Source organism: Shewanella sp. MBTL60-007, assembly GCF_019654915.1.
Taxonomy (GTDB): Bacteria; Pseudomonadota; Gammaproteobacteria; order Enterobacterales; family Shewanellaceae; genus Shewanella.
On sequence record NZ_BPET01000083.1, the window covers coordinates 1 to 14,533 of the forward strand.

15 protein-coding genes and 3 pseudogenes are annotated in these 14,533 nt (G+C 38.9%); 10 read left to right on the plus strand and 8 right to left on the minus strand.

The window, feature by feature from the left end:
• On the minus strand, window positions 1-183 hold a 183-nt coding region (locus K5Q92_RS22105; RefSeq protein WP_220771013.1), incomplete at its 3' end, for a hypothetical protein.
• 663 nt (window positions 184-846) lie between these two features.
• Between K5Q92_RS22105 and K5Q92_RS22110 the strand changes: the two genes are divergently transcribed.
• Both K5Q92_RS22110 and K5Q92_RS22115 read left to right on the plus strand, forming a co-directional pair.
• The gene (locus K5Q92_RS22110; RefSeq protein WP_220771014.1) at window positions 847-2,088 is read left to right on the plus strand and encodes a ParA family protein; all 1,242 of its coding nucleotides are present in this window, start codon (window positions 847-849) and stop codon (window positions 2,086-2,088) included.
• A complete protein-coding gene (locus tag K5Q92_RS22115) occupies window positions 2,088-3,140 on the plus strand; it encodes a ParB family protein (protein ID WP_220771015.1) in 1,053 nt (350 codons plus the stop codon). The genes K5Q92_RS22110 and K5Q92_RS22115 overlap by 1 nt, the downstream gene beginning before the upstream one ends.
• 496 nt (window positions 3,141-3,636) lie before the next feature.
• Here the strand turns inward: K5Q92_RS22115 and K5Q92_RS22120 are convergent, their stop codons facing one another.
• Window positions 3,637-4,632, minus strand: a complete 996-nt coding sequence (locus K5Q92_RS22120) for a DNA replication terminus site-binding protein (protein ID WP_220771016.1) — start codon at window positions 4,630-4,632, stop codon at window positions 3,637-3,639.
• Window positions 4,633-4,788: 156 nt separating this feature from the next.
• Entirely contained in the window at window positions 4,789-5,253 is a 465-nt protein-coding gene (locus K5Q92_RS22125) for a DUF2375 family protein (protein ID WP_220771017.1), read from the minus strand.
• Window positions 5,254-5,395: 142 nt separating this feature from the next.
• Here K5Q92_RS22125 and K5Q92_RS22130 point away from each other — a divergent pair, with 142 nt between their 5' ends.
• Both K5Q92_RS22130 and K5Q92_RS22135 read left to right on the plus strand, forming a co-directional pair.
• Window positions 5,396-6,154, plus strand: coding sequence for an EAL domain-containing protein (locus K5Q92_RS22130; RefSeq protein ID WP_220771018.1), 759 nt, complete (start codon window positions 5,396-5,398; stop codon window positions 6,152-6,154).
• Window positions 6,145-6,432 (plus strand): hypothetical protein, encoded by a 288-nt coding sequence (locus K5Q92_RS22135; RefSeq protein WP_220771019.1) that lies wholly within the window; start codon window positions 6,145-6,147, stop codon window positions 6,430-6,432. The genes K5Q92_RS22130 and K5Q92_RS22135 overlap by 10 nt, the downstream gene beginning before the upstream one ends.
• 42 nt (window positions 6,433-6,474) lie before the next feature.
• Here K5Q92_RS22135 and K5Q92_RS22140 read toward each other — a convergent pair whose 3' ends face one another.
• The 3 genes from K5Q92_RS22140 to K5Q92_RS22150 form a co-directional block, all read right to left on the minus strand.
• Complete coding sequence (locus tag K5Q92_RS22140; protein ID WP_220771020.1) at window positions 6,475-7,557, minus strand: toprim domain-containing protein; 1,083 nt, start codon at window positions 7,555-7,557, stop codon at window positions 6,475-6,477.
• Between the two features lie 87 nt (window positions 7,558-7,644).
• Complete coding sequence (locus K5Q92_RS22145) at window positions 7,645-8,223, minus strand: hypothetical protein (RefSeq protein ID WP_220771021.1); 579 nt, start codon at window positions 8,221-8,223, stop codon at window positions 7,645-7,647.
• A gap of 324 nt (window positions 8,224-8,547) precedes the next feature.
• Entirely contained in the window at window positions 8,548-8,850 is a 303-nt protein-coding gene (locus K5Q92_RS22150) for a hypothetical protein (RefSeq protein WP_220771022.1), read from the minus strand.
• Window positions 8,851-9,363: 513 nt separating this feature from the next.
• On the opposite strand from K5Q92_RS22150, the gene K5Q92_RS22155 reads away from it, so the two are divergent.
• Window positions 9,364-9,774, plus strand: coding sequence for a LexA family transcriptional regulator (locus tag K5Q92_RS22155; RefSeq protein ID WP_220771023.1), 411 nt, complete (start codon window positions 9,364-9,366; stop codon window positions 9,772-9,774).
• A pseudogene (locus tag K5Q92_RS22160) lies at window positions 9,774-11,035 on the plus strand (Y-family DNA polymerase). The gene K5Q92_RS22155 and the pseudogene K5Q92_RS22160 overlap by 1 nt, the downstream one beginning before the upstream one ends.
• Before the next feature lie 372 nt (window positions 11,036-11,407).
• On the opposite strand, the gene K5Q92_RS22165 reads toward K5Q92_RS22160, so the two are convergent.
• Window positions 11,408-11,965: a recombinase family protein gene (locus K5Q92_RS22165; RefSeq protein WP_220771027.1), complete on the minus strand. Its 558-nt coding sequence runs from the start codon at window positions 11,963-11,965 to the stop codon at window positions 11,408-11,410.
• Window positions 11,966-12,188: 223 nt separating this feature from the next.
• On the opposite strand from K5Q92_RS22165, the gene K5Q92_RS22170 reads away from it, so the two are divergent.
• The 4 genes and pseudogenes from K5Q92_RS22170 to K5Q92_RS24535 form a co-directional block, all read left to right on the plus strand.
• Entirely contained in the window at window positions 12,189-12,440 is a 252-nt protein-coding gene (locus K5Q92_RS22170; RefSeq protein ID WP_220771024.1) for a type II toxin-antitoxin system Phd/YefM family antitoxin, read from the plus strand.
• Window positions 12,440-12,703 carry a Txe/YoeB family addiction module toxin gene (locus K5Q92_RS22175; protein ID WP_220771025.1) on the plus strand — a complete coding sequence of 88 codons (264 nt, stop codon included), beginning with the start codon at window positions 12,440-12,442 and terminating at the stop codon, window positions 12,701-12,703. The genes K5Q92_RS22170 and K5Q92_RS22175 overlap by 1 nt, the downstream gene beginning before the upstream one ends.
• Window positions 12,704-12,854: 151 nt before the next feature.
• Window positions 12,855-13,081 (plus strand): annotated as a pseudogene (locus K5Q92_RS24530) (transposase); the annotation flags it as partial.
• Window positions 13,082-13,105: 24 nt separating this feature from the next.
• Window positions 13,106-13,829: pseudogene (locus K5Q92_RS24535) on the plus strand (IS256 family transposase); the annotation flags it as partial.
• A 104-nt stretch (window positions 13,830-13,933) separates the two neighbouring features.
• On the opposite strand, the gene K5Q92_RS22190 reads toward K5Q92_RS24535, so the two are convergent.
• Window positions 13,934-14,533, minus strand: a 600-nt coding sequence (locus K5Q92_RS22190) for a GGDEF domain-containing protein (protein WP_220771026.1), incomplete at its 5' end; no start/stop codon positions are given.

The window sequence follows — 14,533 nt, forward strand, 5'->3', positions numbered from 1 at the left end:
GTAGTGAACTTGTGGTTGTTTAGGAAGTGTCTGAGCGTCAGGGTGATCTGAACGTACAAACGAATCGTACTCAGAAAGAGTACCTATATTTTCTCTACGTATTATCGCGCAAAACTCGATATAACTCGCCATGTGAATTTTTGGCATAGAGATGATGTTGTTCCGTTGCTTAGATAGCTGCATATCCGCTAAAGATAGCCCTTAACAATTTTCATTTCAAGTAAACTGAGACTCGTTCTGCTACAGAAAACGGTATTTTTAGAGATTTCTATTTTATTTTATGCATTAATCTTGCTTGTTTTAGTTATAACTTTTACTTATTTATAACTCTAGATTTATCCCACGTTTTTGCGATTACATACGCTAAATATGCTACTTAGTAAATTTTATAAAATACATTTATATTATCTTTTGGTAAATTATATTAGTTGCTGAACTGCCCTACTCCAAAAACTATGATTCGTATATAGGCAAAAGATTAATATTTTAGGGATTAGTACATTCTTTGCCTTTGCAAATATTTTTAGATTTCACCTGCAATTTCGGGCATAAGCGTAGTCTTATAAGTTTCTTTATACACACTACTAACCTATTTACATCAAAACTGCCTATCAATTCATCATGGCACATATAAATAATTCTCTGTGATTTTCAGTGAAAATCCACCTACCAAGAACAATTAAGTTGTTATTTTTGTTGGGAATTTTTAGCGTTTACTTTGTTGGGAAATTTTGCAGGATTTATACGTTTAATTTAAAAACACAAAATTGACAGTGTTTTTATGTCTTGACGATAAAAGACTGTCAATGTATTATTTGTTTCATCAATTGAATGGTAGGTATCAAAATGACTGATTTATTAGACAGTTTAGCAGTTTTAGGTTCTGAAATTAATAAAGACGAGTTTGATCGTCTTGAAGCTGTTTTAGAGCAATCTAAAACCACTGATGAAATCGATCAGTTAATTTTGAATCACAGCATTCCCCAATCTGAAGCGGCTAAGATTTGCGGTGTTTCACTAAACACCTTTAAAGACAAAGTAAAAGAGGCTTTGGCTGAAGGCGTTATTCCAGAGGTTGTATATACCTCGGGGCGTTATCTTTATACGTTAAGACACATGCACGCGCTGATGGATTGGATGAAAATTCCTAAATGGTCTGATACTCACACTGGTTGTCCGGTTGCCGACGTACAAAATCAGAAAGGTGGTACAGGTAAATCAACCACCCTCTTTAGTGTTGCAACCTCAATTGCCCTAGATTTGAAACAAAGAAAACGTGTTCTTGTTGTAGATCTCGATCCTCAAGGTTCACTTAGAAACTTTGCTGCTGCTGATCATGGTAATACAGGACAAATGCTAACGAGCGTTGATTTAATGCTTGGCGAACTTGAGCCTGAGAGCTATTACTCTTCTCTTGCTGAAATGGGCTATGAGCACTCAGATCTAGTTCAATCATCTGTCATTGGTACACACATTCCAAACCTAGACATTATTCCTTCTTTTCCATCTGACGAGCGCTTTAGTGCCGCAGCTTGGGAAGAGTATGCGAAAACAGGTGATATGAATGATTTTCTAAAACTGCTCGATACAAAGGTGCTTAGTATATTAAAGACGAGCTATGATCTTATTTTTGTCGATACCGGCCCTCATACAAATCCACTGGTTTGGAATGCAATGGAGGCGTCTGACGCTGTAATTGTTCCTGTTTCACCACGTAAACTTGATTGGAAGTCTACTTGCCAATTTATTGAAGAGTTACCAAATCATTTTTACCGACTACCATCGCAAGGTCAGAATATTCAAATGTTGAAAATCATGGTTGTTAACTATGATGATGAACAAAGTCGAGATTTAGATATGCTTAACCAAATTAAGGAAAAGTCAGGCAAGTGGCTTTTGAATTGCGTGATCAAGCGTAGTTCTGCTTTTGAAATTGCTAGCAGAAACTATCGTACTGTTTTTGATTTAAAGAAATCAGATTCAGCGAACTTACACTGTCCGCCACGACAACTATCAAAAGCCGTTGATTCATTACGTGATGCAACTAGAGAGTTACTGTTGAACTTGGCTGAAGTGGAGGGTAGATAATGACTGGTACAGCAAGTTTTTATTCTTCAAGACCTGGCGCGCCAAAAAACGCTCCACTAGGACCTATAGATAAACCAAAAATCTTTAAACTTAGCTCTGGACGTAAGGTTAAGTTTTTCGCAAAGCATATTTCACATGATGCTATTGAGAAAGAAACTCGTGTTTCAGCGCATTTGAATCCAAGGATTCAAGAGGAAATTAATCATGACGAACTGCTTAAGTTAGCTGAGAGCCTTGAAGATAACCAAATCTATCCGGCAATTGGGTATTTGGAAGCAGATAATGTCATTGAGGTTTTAGATGGTTCATTAAGACGTGCTGGCTGTTTATTAGGTGGTGTTGGTTATGATGTCCTTTACAGCAAAGAGCAACTGACCTTACAAGAAGCATTGGATTTAACTGAGCAATTTTCCCTTGTTATGAAGCATACACATAGGGAAGAGGGCGCTAAGTTCTTACGACATATTACTCATTTACAACGTAACTCAGAAACAGAGATTAAGGTCGAACAGAAAGAGCTCGCTCGTATCTTTAATAAGTCAGAGTCATATATCTCTACTTGTCTAACTGCGATTTCTATCAATGTTAACTTGATTAAGCTATTCGATCACTCAGAGGCCTTGGTTGCAAAAGATTATCGTGAGCTAAAGAAAGTTCAGGAAGTTGTTTTAACTTCTGCGAACATTTCTAAGTGCGATAAAGGTGCTACTGACAATGACCTTGAAGAGTATGAGCACAAAGTTTTAGATGCCATGAGTGAAGCTGTTAAGTCGGTTTCTGAAGAATTGAAGCTGTTCAGAGCAAATTCTGAAACTAAGGAAGTTGAAAAAGATTTTGTCTTTAAGTTACTAGCTCAGCATTTAATGGGTAAAAAGAAAGCACCTGCTAAGGCCGCGAAGTTTGAGCCAATCGTTTCAATTAATAAAAATAAGTTTGTTAGAAAGAAACAAGATAGTACCGGCAACAAGGTTACTTTCGAATTTTCTCGAATAGAGAAAGATAAGCTCAAGCAAATTGAAGATTATATTTTGAAAATTACTTCTGAGAAGTGAAAACAGTAAGTGTTTGTTTTTGAAGTATTAGGGTTTGAAAAGTAGTGGGATTTTCAGTGAAAATTACTGGATTTTTCGCTAAGTAAAGAGAGTCAGGAAGCATGTCATCGCCAAATTCCATGCTTCCTGTACCAACAACAATAATGGAGACTTATTATGTCAGCGAACTATATGTTAGCACTTGCACATTATATTGCTAGTGGAAAAAGAGTGGGTAGCTTTCCAGCTATGAAGATGCAGGATTTTCGAAAGTTTATGTCAATGCTTTCCGAGGCGATAGCCGAACGAAAATAGTTGTTATTAAGAGCCTATTACATAGGCTCTTTTCGTCAGAGTTGTTTACCGTTCTACTTAGCTAGTTTGATTTTTGGTTCAAACCTGAATTTCGTTTCCTTTTGATGCACTAGGTTCACTAGGCGTAATCATCACCAGTCATTTAGTCTCTTCACGTGTTCTCATTCTTGATAGAGAATAAGACTTAAATTTGATTGAAAAATTATTCGATATATAGATATAACTGCTCATTTAATAGCGTATATTTTTCTACCTCAGTAGGTGAGTTCGATTTCTTATACTCAACCAATTCTTTAAGAGTTATGTCTAACTTACTGAAGATCAATATAGGTGTTGTAGCGCCTAGTTCGATAGGCCTAATTTTCTTCTCTGCTACTCCATAAGCATTTTTATATGAAAGCTTCAAAAGTGGCTGCACGCGAGTAGGGCGTCTAATAAGAAGTCTTCGATTAGTATTGTTGACGGTATCGATTTGCGATTGGATTTGCTCTTGCCATTGTTTCTGATCCACATTTTTAGGCGGCCGAGATTGGATTTTGGCAAGCTTGTTGGTGATATTGTCTTTAATGACTTTTGGTGATTGCATTTTACTTGCCCAATAGAACCTTAACCGATCAGGCACTTTATAGTAGCACTGTGGCTTGCAATTTAGGTTTGCTGACTTGATGTTGTCACATGCAATCCGAATAACACGCTTAAGCTGGTGAGTCATTATTCTTGGAGCTAAGCTATGGATAATTTCCCATTGCTGTTCACTTGTGCCAGTGACTAAATCAAGTTCCTTCATAAACTCCATTTTTGCGCGATTAAGCGCATCTGTTAGCTGTTCAATTGAAGTAGGGCACTGGTCTAAGTCAAATTGCACGAATCCAGGATAGCGGTTTACTAATCGAGTACTGTACTGCTTACCATTGGAGTCATTAGCTACATGGAATGATGTCAACATGGCAATTGCTTTGTTAGCTTTAGCTGTAGGGTAAGTGCTATCCGTATGGACAGGAATAGAAATTGGTTGCGACTGTTCATCTTCAACTTCTAGTTCAGGTAAGTGATAAAGCTCAGCCGCTTTTACAGGCAAGGCTTTGAGTGCTGATTTAAGTTCAGTTGAGAGAGTGCGTATTGCCACCAGCTGCTTGTTTAATGACTCGAGTTGTTCTTTTGTGACTACAGTCCGTTTGCTATCTTTTGATTTGCCCAATTTCGCTACCTACATACTCTGATTTCCTTACTACAGAATGTAACAGTTAGGCCGCAGTATATTCAATAAATAGGGCATTGCTTTAACCTTTTAAAAGGCGGGGCGGCGCGCGCGAGCGCGTATGTCTCGTAGCGGCTTTGCCGCTAGAGACTAGTATCAACCTTCAGGAGTATGTATGCAGCGATTTTTATTTGATTGCGAAGTTAATGCCCGTTGACCCATATAATTGATCAGTTGTACTTGCCCCTCGACAATACAAATAATATTTTTCCCAGTTCTAAATTCATTATCTAGCAATACACGGCCTTGATTACCGGTATCCAAACCTGAGAGGGTGCTAGCTTCAAGAACAAGAGAAAGCTCCTCTGAATAATAAAGAACGGTTGCTGTAACTGGTCCGCAGATAACCTTTGTACTTCTAGTTGCGCCGATACCATTCAAAATAGTCGTTCTACCCATTAGCACAGCAAAAATACACCGCCCAGGTCTAAAGTCGTCAGGAATGATAATACGTCCTTTATCACTAACTTTAGGGCTTTTTATAACGGCACTTTCTAACTCGAAACTCCCATTCTCACGATAAAATAAAACAGTAATCGCGATATTCTCTAAGGTTGTCATGTTGTTCTCCTTTAATTGAGATGCTTCATAGTACATAACCAAAGTTGATTGCCTGTTGCATATTGGTCTGACAGCAGTACCTATTTAGGAATTAAGAAAACACGGAGAGTGCATAATAAAGCCATAACTTAGTGGAGGAATTATGCATACACATTTGCAGCTATTAGAGGCGGGGATTGACGGTGCTCAATTGAACGAAATTTTAGTTCAAGGGTTTCACGACGATTCTTTTAAATATAAGGTTCAACCTGTAGTAGATGTCAGTGGTGGCGTAGAGTTTTACGAAATCCTATCTAGAGTTGATATTGGAGACATCTCTTTTTGTCCGTTTGATGAAGAACTTCCACCATCGCTAACTAAGGCTTTGGATCTGTACGCAATTAAGAAAGCATACCAACTGCTTCAACATTCCCCTTCAAATAAATACTCGGTCAACATCGAACAAGAGTCACTACTTGATAGTGATTTTATGGATCGCCTGAGGGAGCTTACCGCTTTGAATGGAGATGCCTGTTTTAATTTAATCATGGAAGTAACGGAGCGCGGAGTTCCGACTGAATACGCACAACAGGTTTCAAAGTCCCTCAATGAGCTTAACAAGCTTGGATACTTGATTGCATTAGATGATGTTGGGGCAGGGCATAATCCACTAGATTTCTGCCGACAAAACCCAATTGCGTACATCAAGTTAGATGCGACATTTGTTCACGCCACAACCCCAATGCAATTCAATGCGATTCGTGCAGCTGTAGCGTTATCTAAGCCCTTAGGAGCTAAAGTTGTCGCAGAGGGAATTGATAGCGATGCGACATATAGCAAGCTCATAGAATTAGGAATTGCCTTGTTCCAAGGATATTTGCTCGGTAAACCACAAGAAATAAAGGAGCCCAAATGGAGTTAATTAACGCTGAAAGTCTAGAGTTATTAGTTAAGCGAAAAGGCGCATTTAATAAAGTATTTAAACAGCTCGGTAAAGCCGGTATCAAAAGATATATTGAGAAGTTAGAAGATTTGATGCAATCCATCGAAGATGCCGAAGAAAAGCAGAGACTAGCAGAGGAGGCTGAAACTAAAAGCATTGAAGAGATTCACTCACAAATGCTTGTGATGTGCAATGAATTGAATATCTCACCTAACAAGGTGATCAGCACATTAAATCCAAAGGCCAAAAATAGCTGATATAAAAAAACCGTTATCACAATAGAGATAACGGTTTTCTTATTACCACGTTGAATTTCGTACCCAATCAAATCCACTAGGACCCATTTCAAGTAATACGTCATTCCAATCTACGCTTTTTTCGTCCGGTAATAACGGTAAAGGAGGTATAAACCTACGAACCGATATTCCCATCTTAACTAAACGTTCAGCAAGTGCCTCAGCAGCTTCAGCGCCACCATTAGAAGCATCAAGATCTTCTATTATGTTGACTCTCTTAACTCCGGTTGGTGGTGTCCATGTTCGTAGCATTCCAGCATTTGCTACTGACCATGTATCCCAACCTAAAGTTTGCCTCCAAGCCTCACAGGTTTCAGTCCCTTCTCCTACAGAAATCTCATCTCCTGAGAGCTTAGATAAATGTATTGCACCACCTGATAGTTCACGACCAGGTATGGCTTGAAAAGACCTCTTAGTGCCGTTAAATGGGATTTTAAACCCATCATCACCGATATATGTTCGATGAATATTAACCGGCTTCATCTCTTTGTTACGAATAATATGAAGTATTGCACCAAACTTACCGCGATAGACATAACGCTTTTTGCCATCTTCACCCTTATCTTCTTCACTAAAGCTGACTGCAGGGTGGAAACGCACGTCATCAGTAGTTGGAAGCTCAAGGCCACGATTTTCATAGTACAATTTTGCTTGATCAGACTCTTTCAAAGGAATAGCACCTTGCCAGTAGTAATTGAGCTTAGCTAAGAGTCGTTTCTGGTCTTCCAGATCTTCCTCAGTTAACCCAACTACTTCTTGTTCTGGTTCAGGTAATTCATCCATTTTTAGAATCGAGTCTACTCGTTGCAGCATTTCTCTAAACTTAAGACCTTTATAGCGTTCAAGAGTCTTAAAACCGTTTGAAGTAACACCACAGGTATTGCACACCATTGCGCCAGATAAGTTCACATGCTTTAAAGGCCCAAAAGCCTCGCCAGATGTTCCTTTATGTACTGGGCAGTTCATTCTTGGTATTGGCATACCTTTGCGAATAGATAAGACATCACCCCATTCGGGGCATATCTGTTTAAAAATATAGATCCAACGCCCTTTAGCAGCATTAAAGATTCTTTCTTGATCGTACATGAGACCTCCTGTACAAGTGGCTGTGTACTCGTCAACTTAAGCCTGATTGACAAACACAGGGGACAAGTCCCCTGTATTCATTACTTACTAACAAAAAACCTCTGTTTGTCGTGAAGCATCGCAATCATTATTAACTGTTGGTGCAGTCATAATTTTTACTTCGCCTCTACTTACCTCAGGTTCACCTTCTGTACTTTGAGCAGTTTCGCTTTGTACTGATAGCACCTCAGGTTCACAAACCTCAGCAACGAAGTCTTGTGATGAAACAGGAGCTTCATCGTTGCTGATAGTAAGGTTTCCATCCAATGATTCACTTACAATGCCAGTTGGGTACTTACGTAACCAAGTTGGCGTTTCTAAGTCTGAACTATTTATAAGCGTTGATTCTCTCCCGCTGTTAGCAGAGTTAATCAGTTCGCTAGTCGGAGTCATCATGGCTTTCCCAGTTGAATGAGCAGGAAAAGACAGAGGCTTCTTTGGTTTTGATTTATTAGCAGTTGCCTGCTTATTGTTAACTCGTACATCTTCATTGGCAGTGTTGACTGTGCAAACTTGCGCTAGAGAATTAATACCTCTCCAAAACGCTTTAGCCATAACTACAACAACCATAGCAATGAGAATAGCGATTACGATTACGATGATTGGTCCAAAGTTTGTGTAGAGCATACGCCCCTCCATTTTATGCAGTTAAGTGCACTGTTGAGTACTCAATAAAGAGTGTGGTTTGGTAACTAACAAGAACGTTAGTTGTGGTTTAAGTGGTATTTGGCAGTCCCTATGAACTTTGCTCTAAGCCATGAGCGGTGGAAAAACTGGTGCAGGTAAACTACATACGAAAATTGTTCGTATGGTGTTTAGATGTCGAAGTGATGGTGGTTTTACTACTTGGAGGAGTGTTCTAATGGTGTCGAGAAATTATATTTCTGCTTAGATTTAGCTTAAAAAAAGATCACATAGATGTCAAACGGAGATTTGACATCTATGTATTAATTAAGCGTGCAATTTGTATGTTGTTTGCTTAATTAATGATAAAAGTTGGAAAATACCTAAGCTCTTCAAGCCAGGCACGAAGCCAAACAGTAAATAGGAAAAAACCATGCCATAGGGCAACCCAGACCATACCTCTTGCTGTTCTGCAGTCATTAGGCCGGAACTCCAAACGAGCCATGAAGTTGTTAAGAAAATTATAAGGCCAATTACAGATAACGAGAGTAATGTATAGGTAGTTACAAGCGTGTTAAGTGCCTGTTGTTTATTTAGTCCTACTTTACCCATTGCGTCTATTATGCTCATATTTTGCTCTCCGTTAGATTCTACATGGTGTAACATTGCTCATAATCTAATTGATTGCAAACCCTTTTACCATTCTTCCCCTGAGTAAAGTGAGGCTCATTCTAGTAAAGATTTTCGGTCTAATAGGTCTATTCTCGTTCTGAAATGTAAAAGGTGGTGATATGCTGAATGCAGAGCAAAAACACGAAATACGTTTATTGATTAACATTCGAATCTCCTCCGGTTACACATCAATTCCACAGTTCTCTATTGACTCCGGTATTAGTAAAACTACCATCTACGAAATTGAGGGTTTTAATCGAGCTGTCAGTCACCAAGTAAAGGAGCGCAGGCTTCTTACGTGCAAAGCTAGATTGAAATTGAAAGAGGTACTTGTTTTATTCGTACCAAACTCTCTACATGACTTGGTTGGTAAAGAGCAACCCGCTCACTTTATCCGCAAAATCTACTAAATTTGGCATCTATCTAATTTGGGTTTAAAATAACTGTGCATTTATACAGTGACCCATAAAAATGCAACTTATTTCGATTTCTGCGAGTGCAGGCATTAGTTCTTTTGAAAGCCCATGCGCTGAATATGGCGCCTTGCCATTAAGCCTAGATGAACTTTTAGTTAACCACCCAAGCTCGACTTTATTAGCTCGTGTCAGCGGCGAATCTATGGTTGATTTTGGAATATTTGATGGTGATGTTTTAATAGTGGATCGGTCACTTACTGTGACTAATGGTGACGTGATTGTAGGGTTCTTAAACTCTAATTTTATCTGCAAGTGCATCGATACCAAAAATAGAATGTTGTTATCAAGCGATGGTTATGATCCATTACAAATCAGTGAAAATGATGAATTTAATATAGAGGGTATTGTAGTTTCATCTATACGAGCCCACAGAAGCTTGTCACTGCTGCAGCCAATAGGAGAATAATCACCTTTGCCTTAATTGATGCCAATTCTTTCTATTGCGCAGCGGAACAAGTATTTGACCCCAATATTCGAGGTAAACCACTGATAATCATCTCGAATAATGATGGTTGTGTCGTTGCGTGTAATCGCCTAGCTAAAGAGGCTGGTGTAAATAAGTTTTTGCCATACTTCCAGGTCAGAGAAATTTGTGAGCGAAATGGTGTAAATGTCCGGTCAAGCAACTACGAGCTATACCATGACCTTTCTAGCAAAATGATGTCGATAATAACTCGCTACTCTGAGACCTTTTATGTCTACTCAGTAGACGAGTGCTTTCTGAACTTTAAGCAATATGAAAAATTACTTTGCTTAGAGAGCACTGGAGCTCAAATACGAAAAGCGGTCTGGAAAGAGGCAAGGCTAGCCGTCTGTGTTGGTATGGGCAGAACGCTTACTCTATCAAAAATAGCAAACCATGTTGCTAAGCAAGACAAGGAGAGAGCTGGCGTTTGTGTATTGCGAACCGAAATAGAGGAACGAGAAGCGCTTGCCCAGTTAACAGTTGATAAGGTTTGGGGAATAGGCCGAAAGCTAAGTGAAAAACTGCGACTACTGAATGTGGTAACTGCTTTAGATCTAGCAAAGTTTCCACCGCAGCTAGCAACACAACAGTTTGGCATTGAAGTCAAGCGCACAATTAGAGAGCTGAATGGTATCGAGTGCAAGAAATGGGATGAAGTTAGGAAAGAGAAACAAAACATTTACTCAACGCGAACGCTAGGTTGTAGAGTGAACGATATTGAGGCATTAACCCAAGCTTTAGCCAAGCATGTTGCTATTGCAGCTAAGAAGATTAGAGCTCAGTCAACAAGCACCCGAGTCATGTTGATATTCGCTAGTTCCTCTCAGCATGACGAAAACCCGAGAACACTTCGAAAAGTTATTCATTTTGAGTCGCCCACCAGCTGCACCATGCAGTTAACGACGGCAATAGCCAAAGAAGTGCACAATTTATATAAGCCAGGTATTAACTATTATAAAATTGGTGTAGGTTTGCTTGAACTGACTAACGACAAACACCAACAATTCGATATGTTTGCAACTAATGATGCGGGCAACCCCGCGTTAATGAATGCACTAGATAACTCAATAGTCGGTTTGGCTCAAACACGCTATTTATAGCGGCCCAAGGTATCGATGAAAAATGGGAAATGAGGCGCGAATACTTATCTTCTCAGTACACTACTGATTGGCATCATCTGCCAGTTATTAGTTGTAATTGAACTCATATCAAACCCAGCAACTTTCTCAAAAAGTTGCTGCTAATTACTGCTAATTTTTGGACAGAAATGAGTCACCGACTTTACTAAATTAGCAACGCGCGGATAACAATACATATTGCAACTTACAACGTGATACCCAAATTCCTTGTTCATTACACTCGCCGAAAAATGAATAGTGCGGTTTAAATCGATGTAACCACCGTTTTTAATTTTGTGATTTCACTATGTGTCAATGCCTCTGGCATATGCCCAAAGTTAAATGTGATTGGCTCACTAATTTCAATATCACCTTTAGCAACTCGTTCAAGTAGGGGTTTTGCGCCCATCCCCTCGAAATTAACCTTAAGATAATTTCTATACGTGATCTGAATTTTAAGGTCCTTTGAGATAAGAATATAATGTCTGCCGGCTAATCTTATACTCACTTGCTAAAGCCGTCTTGTTTTCACCTGCAACAACCCTTTGCTTAAGTTCAGTTATTTGTTCCATTCTGAGAGCCTGTTTTCTGCCTTTATATACGCCTTTCTTCTTCGCAAGCATAATACCTTCGCGTTGTCGCTCTTTTATCAATGCTCGCTCAAATTCTGCAAATGCTCCCATTACTGATAACAGCAGATTGGACATAGGAGAGTCTTCACCATTAAAGGTGAGTCTTTCTTTAGCAAAATAGATACAGATCCCTTTACTGGTGAGTTTTTTAACTAGCTGCCTTAAGTCATCAAGATTACGAGCCAGCCTATCCATGCTATGCACAAATATAGTGTCTCCCTCTCTGACGAACTGTAGTAATTCTTGCAGTTGAGGCCGATTGGTATCCTTGCCTGATGCTTTATCAGTAAAAATGCGATCTAGCTTCTCGCCTTCTAACTGACGAGTTTCATTTTGATCAAGTGAGCTTACTCGGACATACCCAATTTTTTGCCCTTTCATCATTATCCCCATGCAACATGTAGAGTTAGAGTCTAGACTAGTAATTACTTTTGTCAATAAAAGCAATTTAAGATGCTATCTTTACACTTTTAAACTATACATACTAATGTTGATTTAGGGTGTACTCTATTTTCACGCCCCGCCAAACCGATACGTACTTAATGTTGTACATCTTCGCGTTTTGAATTAAGATATACTTATTGAAGTACGTGTCGAGGTATTTATGAGTGTTTACAGCTTTACCGAAGTAAGAAGTAATTTTAAATCTGTTTGTGATCGTGTCATCGATGACTGTGAGCATGTGGTGATCCACCGCAGAGATGCTGAAAATGTCATCATGTTTTCTGAGTCAGAGTTCAATAGTTGGAAAGAAACGCTATATTTACTTTCAAATCCCGTAAACGCAAAGCACTTGTTAGATTCAATAAAACAGGTTGAAGATGGTAATCTACAAGAGCGTGAGTTATTGGACTAATGAACATTCTTTTTTCAGACCATGCTTGGAATGACTACCTTTATTGGCAGCAGCAAGACAAAAAAACACTGAAACGGATAAATACACTCATCAAAGATTGTAGAAGAACACCTTTCGAGGGGATCGGGAAGCCTGAACGGTTAAAAGAGAACCTTTCTGGCTATTGGTCTAGACGGATCTCTGATGAGCATCGATTGGTTTATAAAGCGACTCAAGATACCTTAACCATTGTTGCGTTACGTTATCATTATACAAATAGTTGATGTCAAAATGGCGTAAATCCCCTACGAATACTAGGTTGAAACTCAAGCATATTGATAAATTAGCCTAATCCATGATGGACACAGTTGGTAAGCCCCTAGAACAGTAGACACTTCATAGAGTTATAATGAACCAAAAAATTTGAGGTGTTACATGCGCGGAAAACGTTATCCCGATGAGTTCAAAATTGAAGCTGTCAAACAAGTCACTGAGCGAGGTTATAAAATCGCAGATGTTGCTGATAGATTAGGCGTCACTTCCAAAAGTTTGCACAACTGATTAATAGGTTTGATAAACCAGAAAAGCAAGGCATCACCATTGATAATCAGCAAGACGAAATACGTAAACTCAAGGCTGAACTGCGTCGCGTAACCGAAGAATGAAACATCCTAAAGGAGGCCGCTGTAGATACCATTTACCCAATCGTTTACCTTGATTGCATCGTCGTTAAAATCCGACAGGATAACCGTGTTATCAGTAAATCTATTTTCTTAGTATTAGGCATTAACCTTGAAGGCCACAAAGAGTTGTTAGGGCTTTGGATAGTTGAAAATGAAGGCGCTATATTTTGGCTAGGTGTACTCACTGAATTGCAACAACGAGCTGTTGAGGACGTTCTCATCGCTTGCATAGATGGTCTAAAAGGCTTTCCTGACGCTATCAATACGGTATATCCAGATACTCATGTACAACTCTGTATCGTGCATATGGTCAGGAACTCATTAAAGTACGTATCGTGGAAAGACTACAAGACGGTAACTGCCGGGCTTAAAAATCAGCAACGGAGGAAGAAGCACTACTCGAACTCGAGCGCTTCAGCGATACTTGGGATGAGCAATATCCTCAAATCAGCAAGTCATGGCACAACCATTGACATAACCTAAATACGTTCTTTAACTACCCTCAGGATATTCGTAAGGCTATCTACATGAGTCATTAAACATCGTGATTAGGTGAGCCTTGAAAAAGCGTAAGGTGTTTCCTAATGATGACTCTGCCAAGAAAATGGGTTACCTAGCGATAAAAGAAGCCAGTAAAAAATGGACCATGCCCATTCGAAACTGGCGTGCGGCGATGAGTCGATTCATTATTGAGTTCGAAGACAGAATTGTGAAGCATATTAACTAAATTGCAGTTACACTGAATCTGTTCCCTCCTCTCTTATGGACGATTTAGTTCCCAGCCATGCGACAGAACCGAAACGTCCCCTTAAGCTTTTTAGCTCTCAAAAGCTACTGCTTATCTTGAAACATTCGCATATCGGCAAGTTTTACAATCTCCTCCTTTTTATTTTTTTCAATTGGGAATTTAGCGTAGCCAACACTCGTTGATATGTTTATAAACAAATTCCCAATTCTAAATACTTGTTTTGCTATCTGTTTAATTTTGGCAATGAAATTAGCTCTGTGTTCGTCTGTATGTTCCCCATTAAACACCATAACAAACTCATCGCCACCAATCCTGCTGACAAATGTATCATCAGAAAATGAATGGCTTATCCTTCCAGAGAAAGCTTTCAGTAGTTTGTCTCCTACATCGTGACCATAAGTATCATTTACTATTTTAAAGCCATTAAGATCCATATAAAGCATAAGAAAAGGTTCTTGCTTTGATATGATTTTATCAAGATAAATGCTTAACTTTCTTGAGTTATACAGTCCCGTAAGACTATCTTGAAAACGTTCCTTTTCAACAAGCTCATGATAACGTTTGATTTTTTCAATATAATGGAACACGATGAAGAAAAACAAACTAAAAAAGAAAAACAAAAACATATCATACAATAAATACGAAATTGGCTTTTCAACTAATATTGTCAACTTCGAATTTTT

Bases quoted from the DNA above. Each gene is read 5' to 3' on its own strand.
- K5Q92_RS22115 (WP_220771015.1), top strand. From the start codon at position 2,088: ATGACTGGTACAGCAAGTTTTTATTCTTCAAGACCTGGCGCGCCAAAA.
- K5Q92_RS22125 (WP_220771017.1), bottom strand. From the start codon at position 5,253: ATGACAACCTTAGAGAATATCGCGATTACTGTTTTATTTTATCGTGAG.
- K5Q92_RS22130 (WP_220771018.1), top strand. From the start codon at position 5,396: ATGCATACACATTTGCAGCTATTAGAGGCGGGGATTGACGGTGCTCAA.
- K5Q92_RS22145 (WP_220771021.1), bottom strand. From the start codon at position 8,223: ATGCTCTACACAAACTTTGGACCAATCATCGTAATCGTAATCGCTATT.
- K5Q92_RS22110 (WP_220771014.1), top strand. From the start codon at position 847: ATGACTGATTTATTAGACAGTTTAGCAGTTTTAGGTTCTGAAATTAAT.
- K5Q92_RS22150 (WP_220771022.1), bottom strand. From the start codon at position 8,850: ATGAGCATAATAGACGCAATGGGTAAAGTAGGACTAAATAAACAACAG.
- K5Q92_RS22175 (WP_220771025.1), top strand. From the start codon at position 12,440: ATGAACATTCTTTTTTCAGACCATGCTTGGAATGACTACCTTTATTGG.
- K5Q92_RS22170 (WP_220771024.1), top strand. From the start codon at position 12,189: ATGAGTGTTTACAGCTTTACCGAAGTAAGAAGTAATTTTAAATCTGTT.
- K5Q92_RS22135 (WP_220771019.1), top strand. From the start codon at position 6,145: ATGGAGTTAATTAACGCTGAAAGTCTAGAGTTATTAGTTAAGCGAAAA.
- K5Q92_RS22155 (WP_220771023.1), top strand. From the start codon at position 9,364: ATGCAACTTATTTCGATTTCTGCGAGTGCAGGCATTAGTTCTTTTGAA.
- K5Q92_RS22140 (WP_220771020.1), bottom strand. From the start codon at position 7,557: ATGTACGATCAAGAAAGAATCTTTAATGCTGCTAAAGGGCGTTGGATC.
- K5Q92_RS22165 (WP_220771027.1), bottom strand. From the start codon at position 11,965: ATGAAAGGGCAAAAAATTGGGTATGTCCGAGTAAGCTCACTTGATCAA.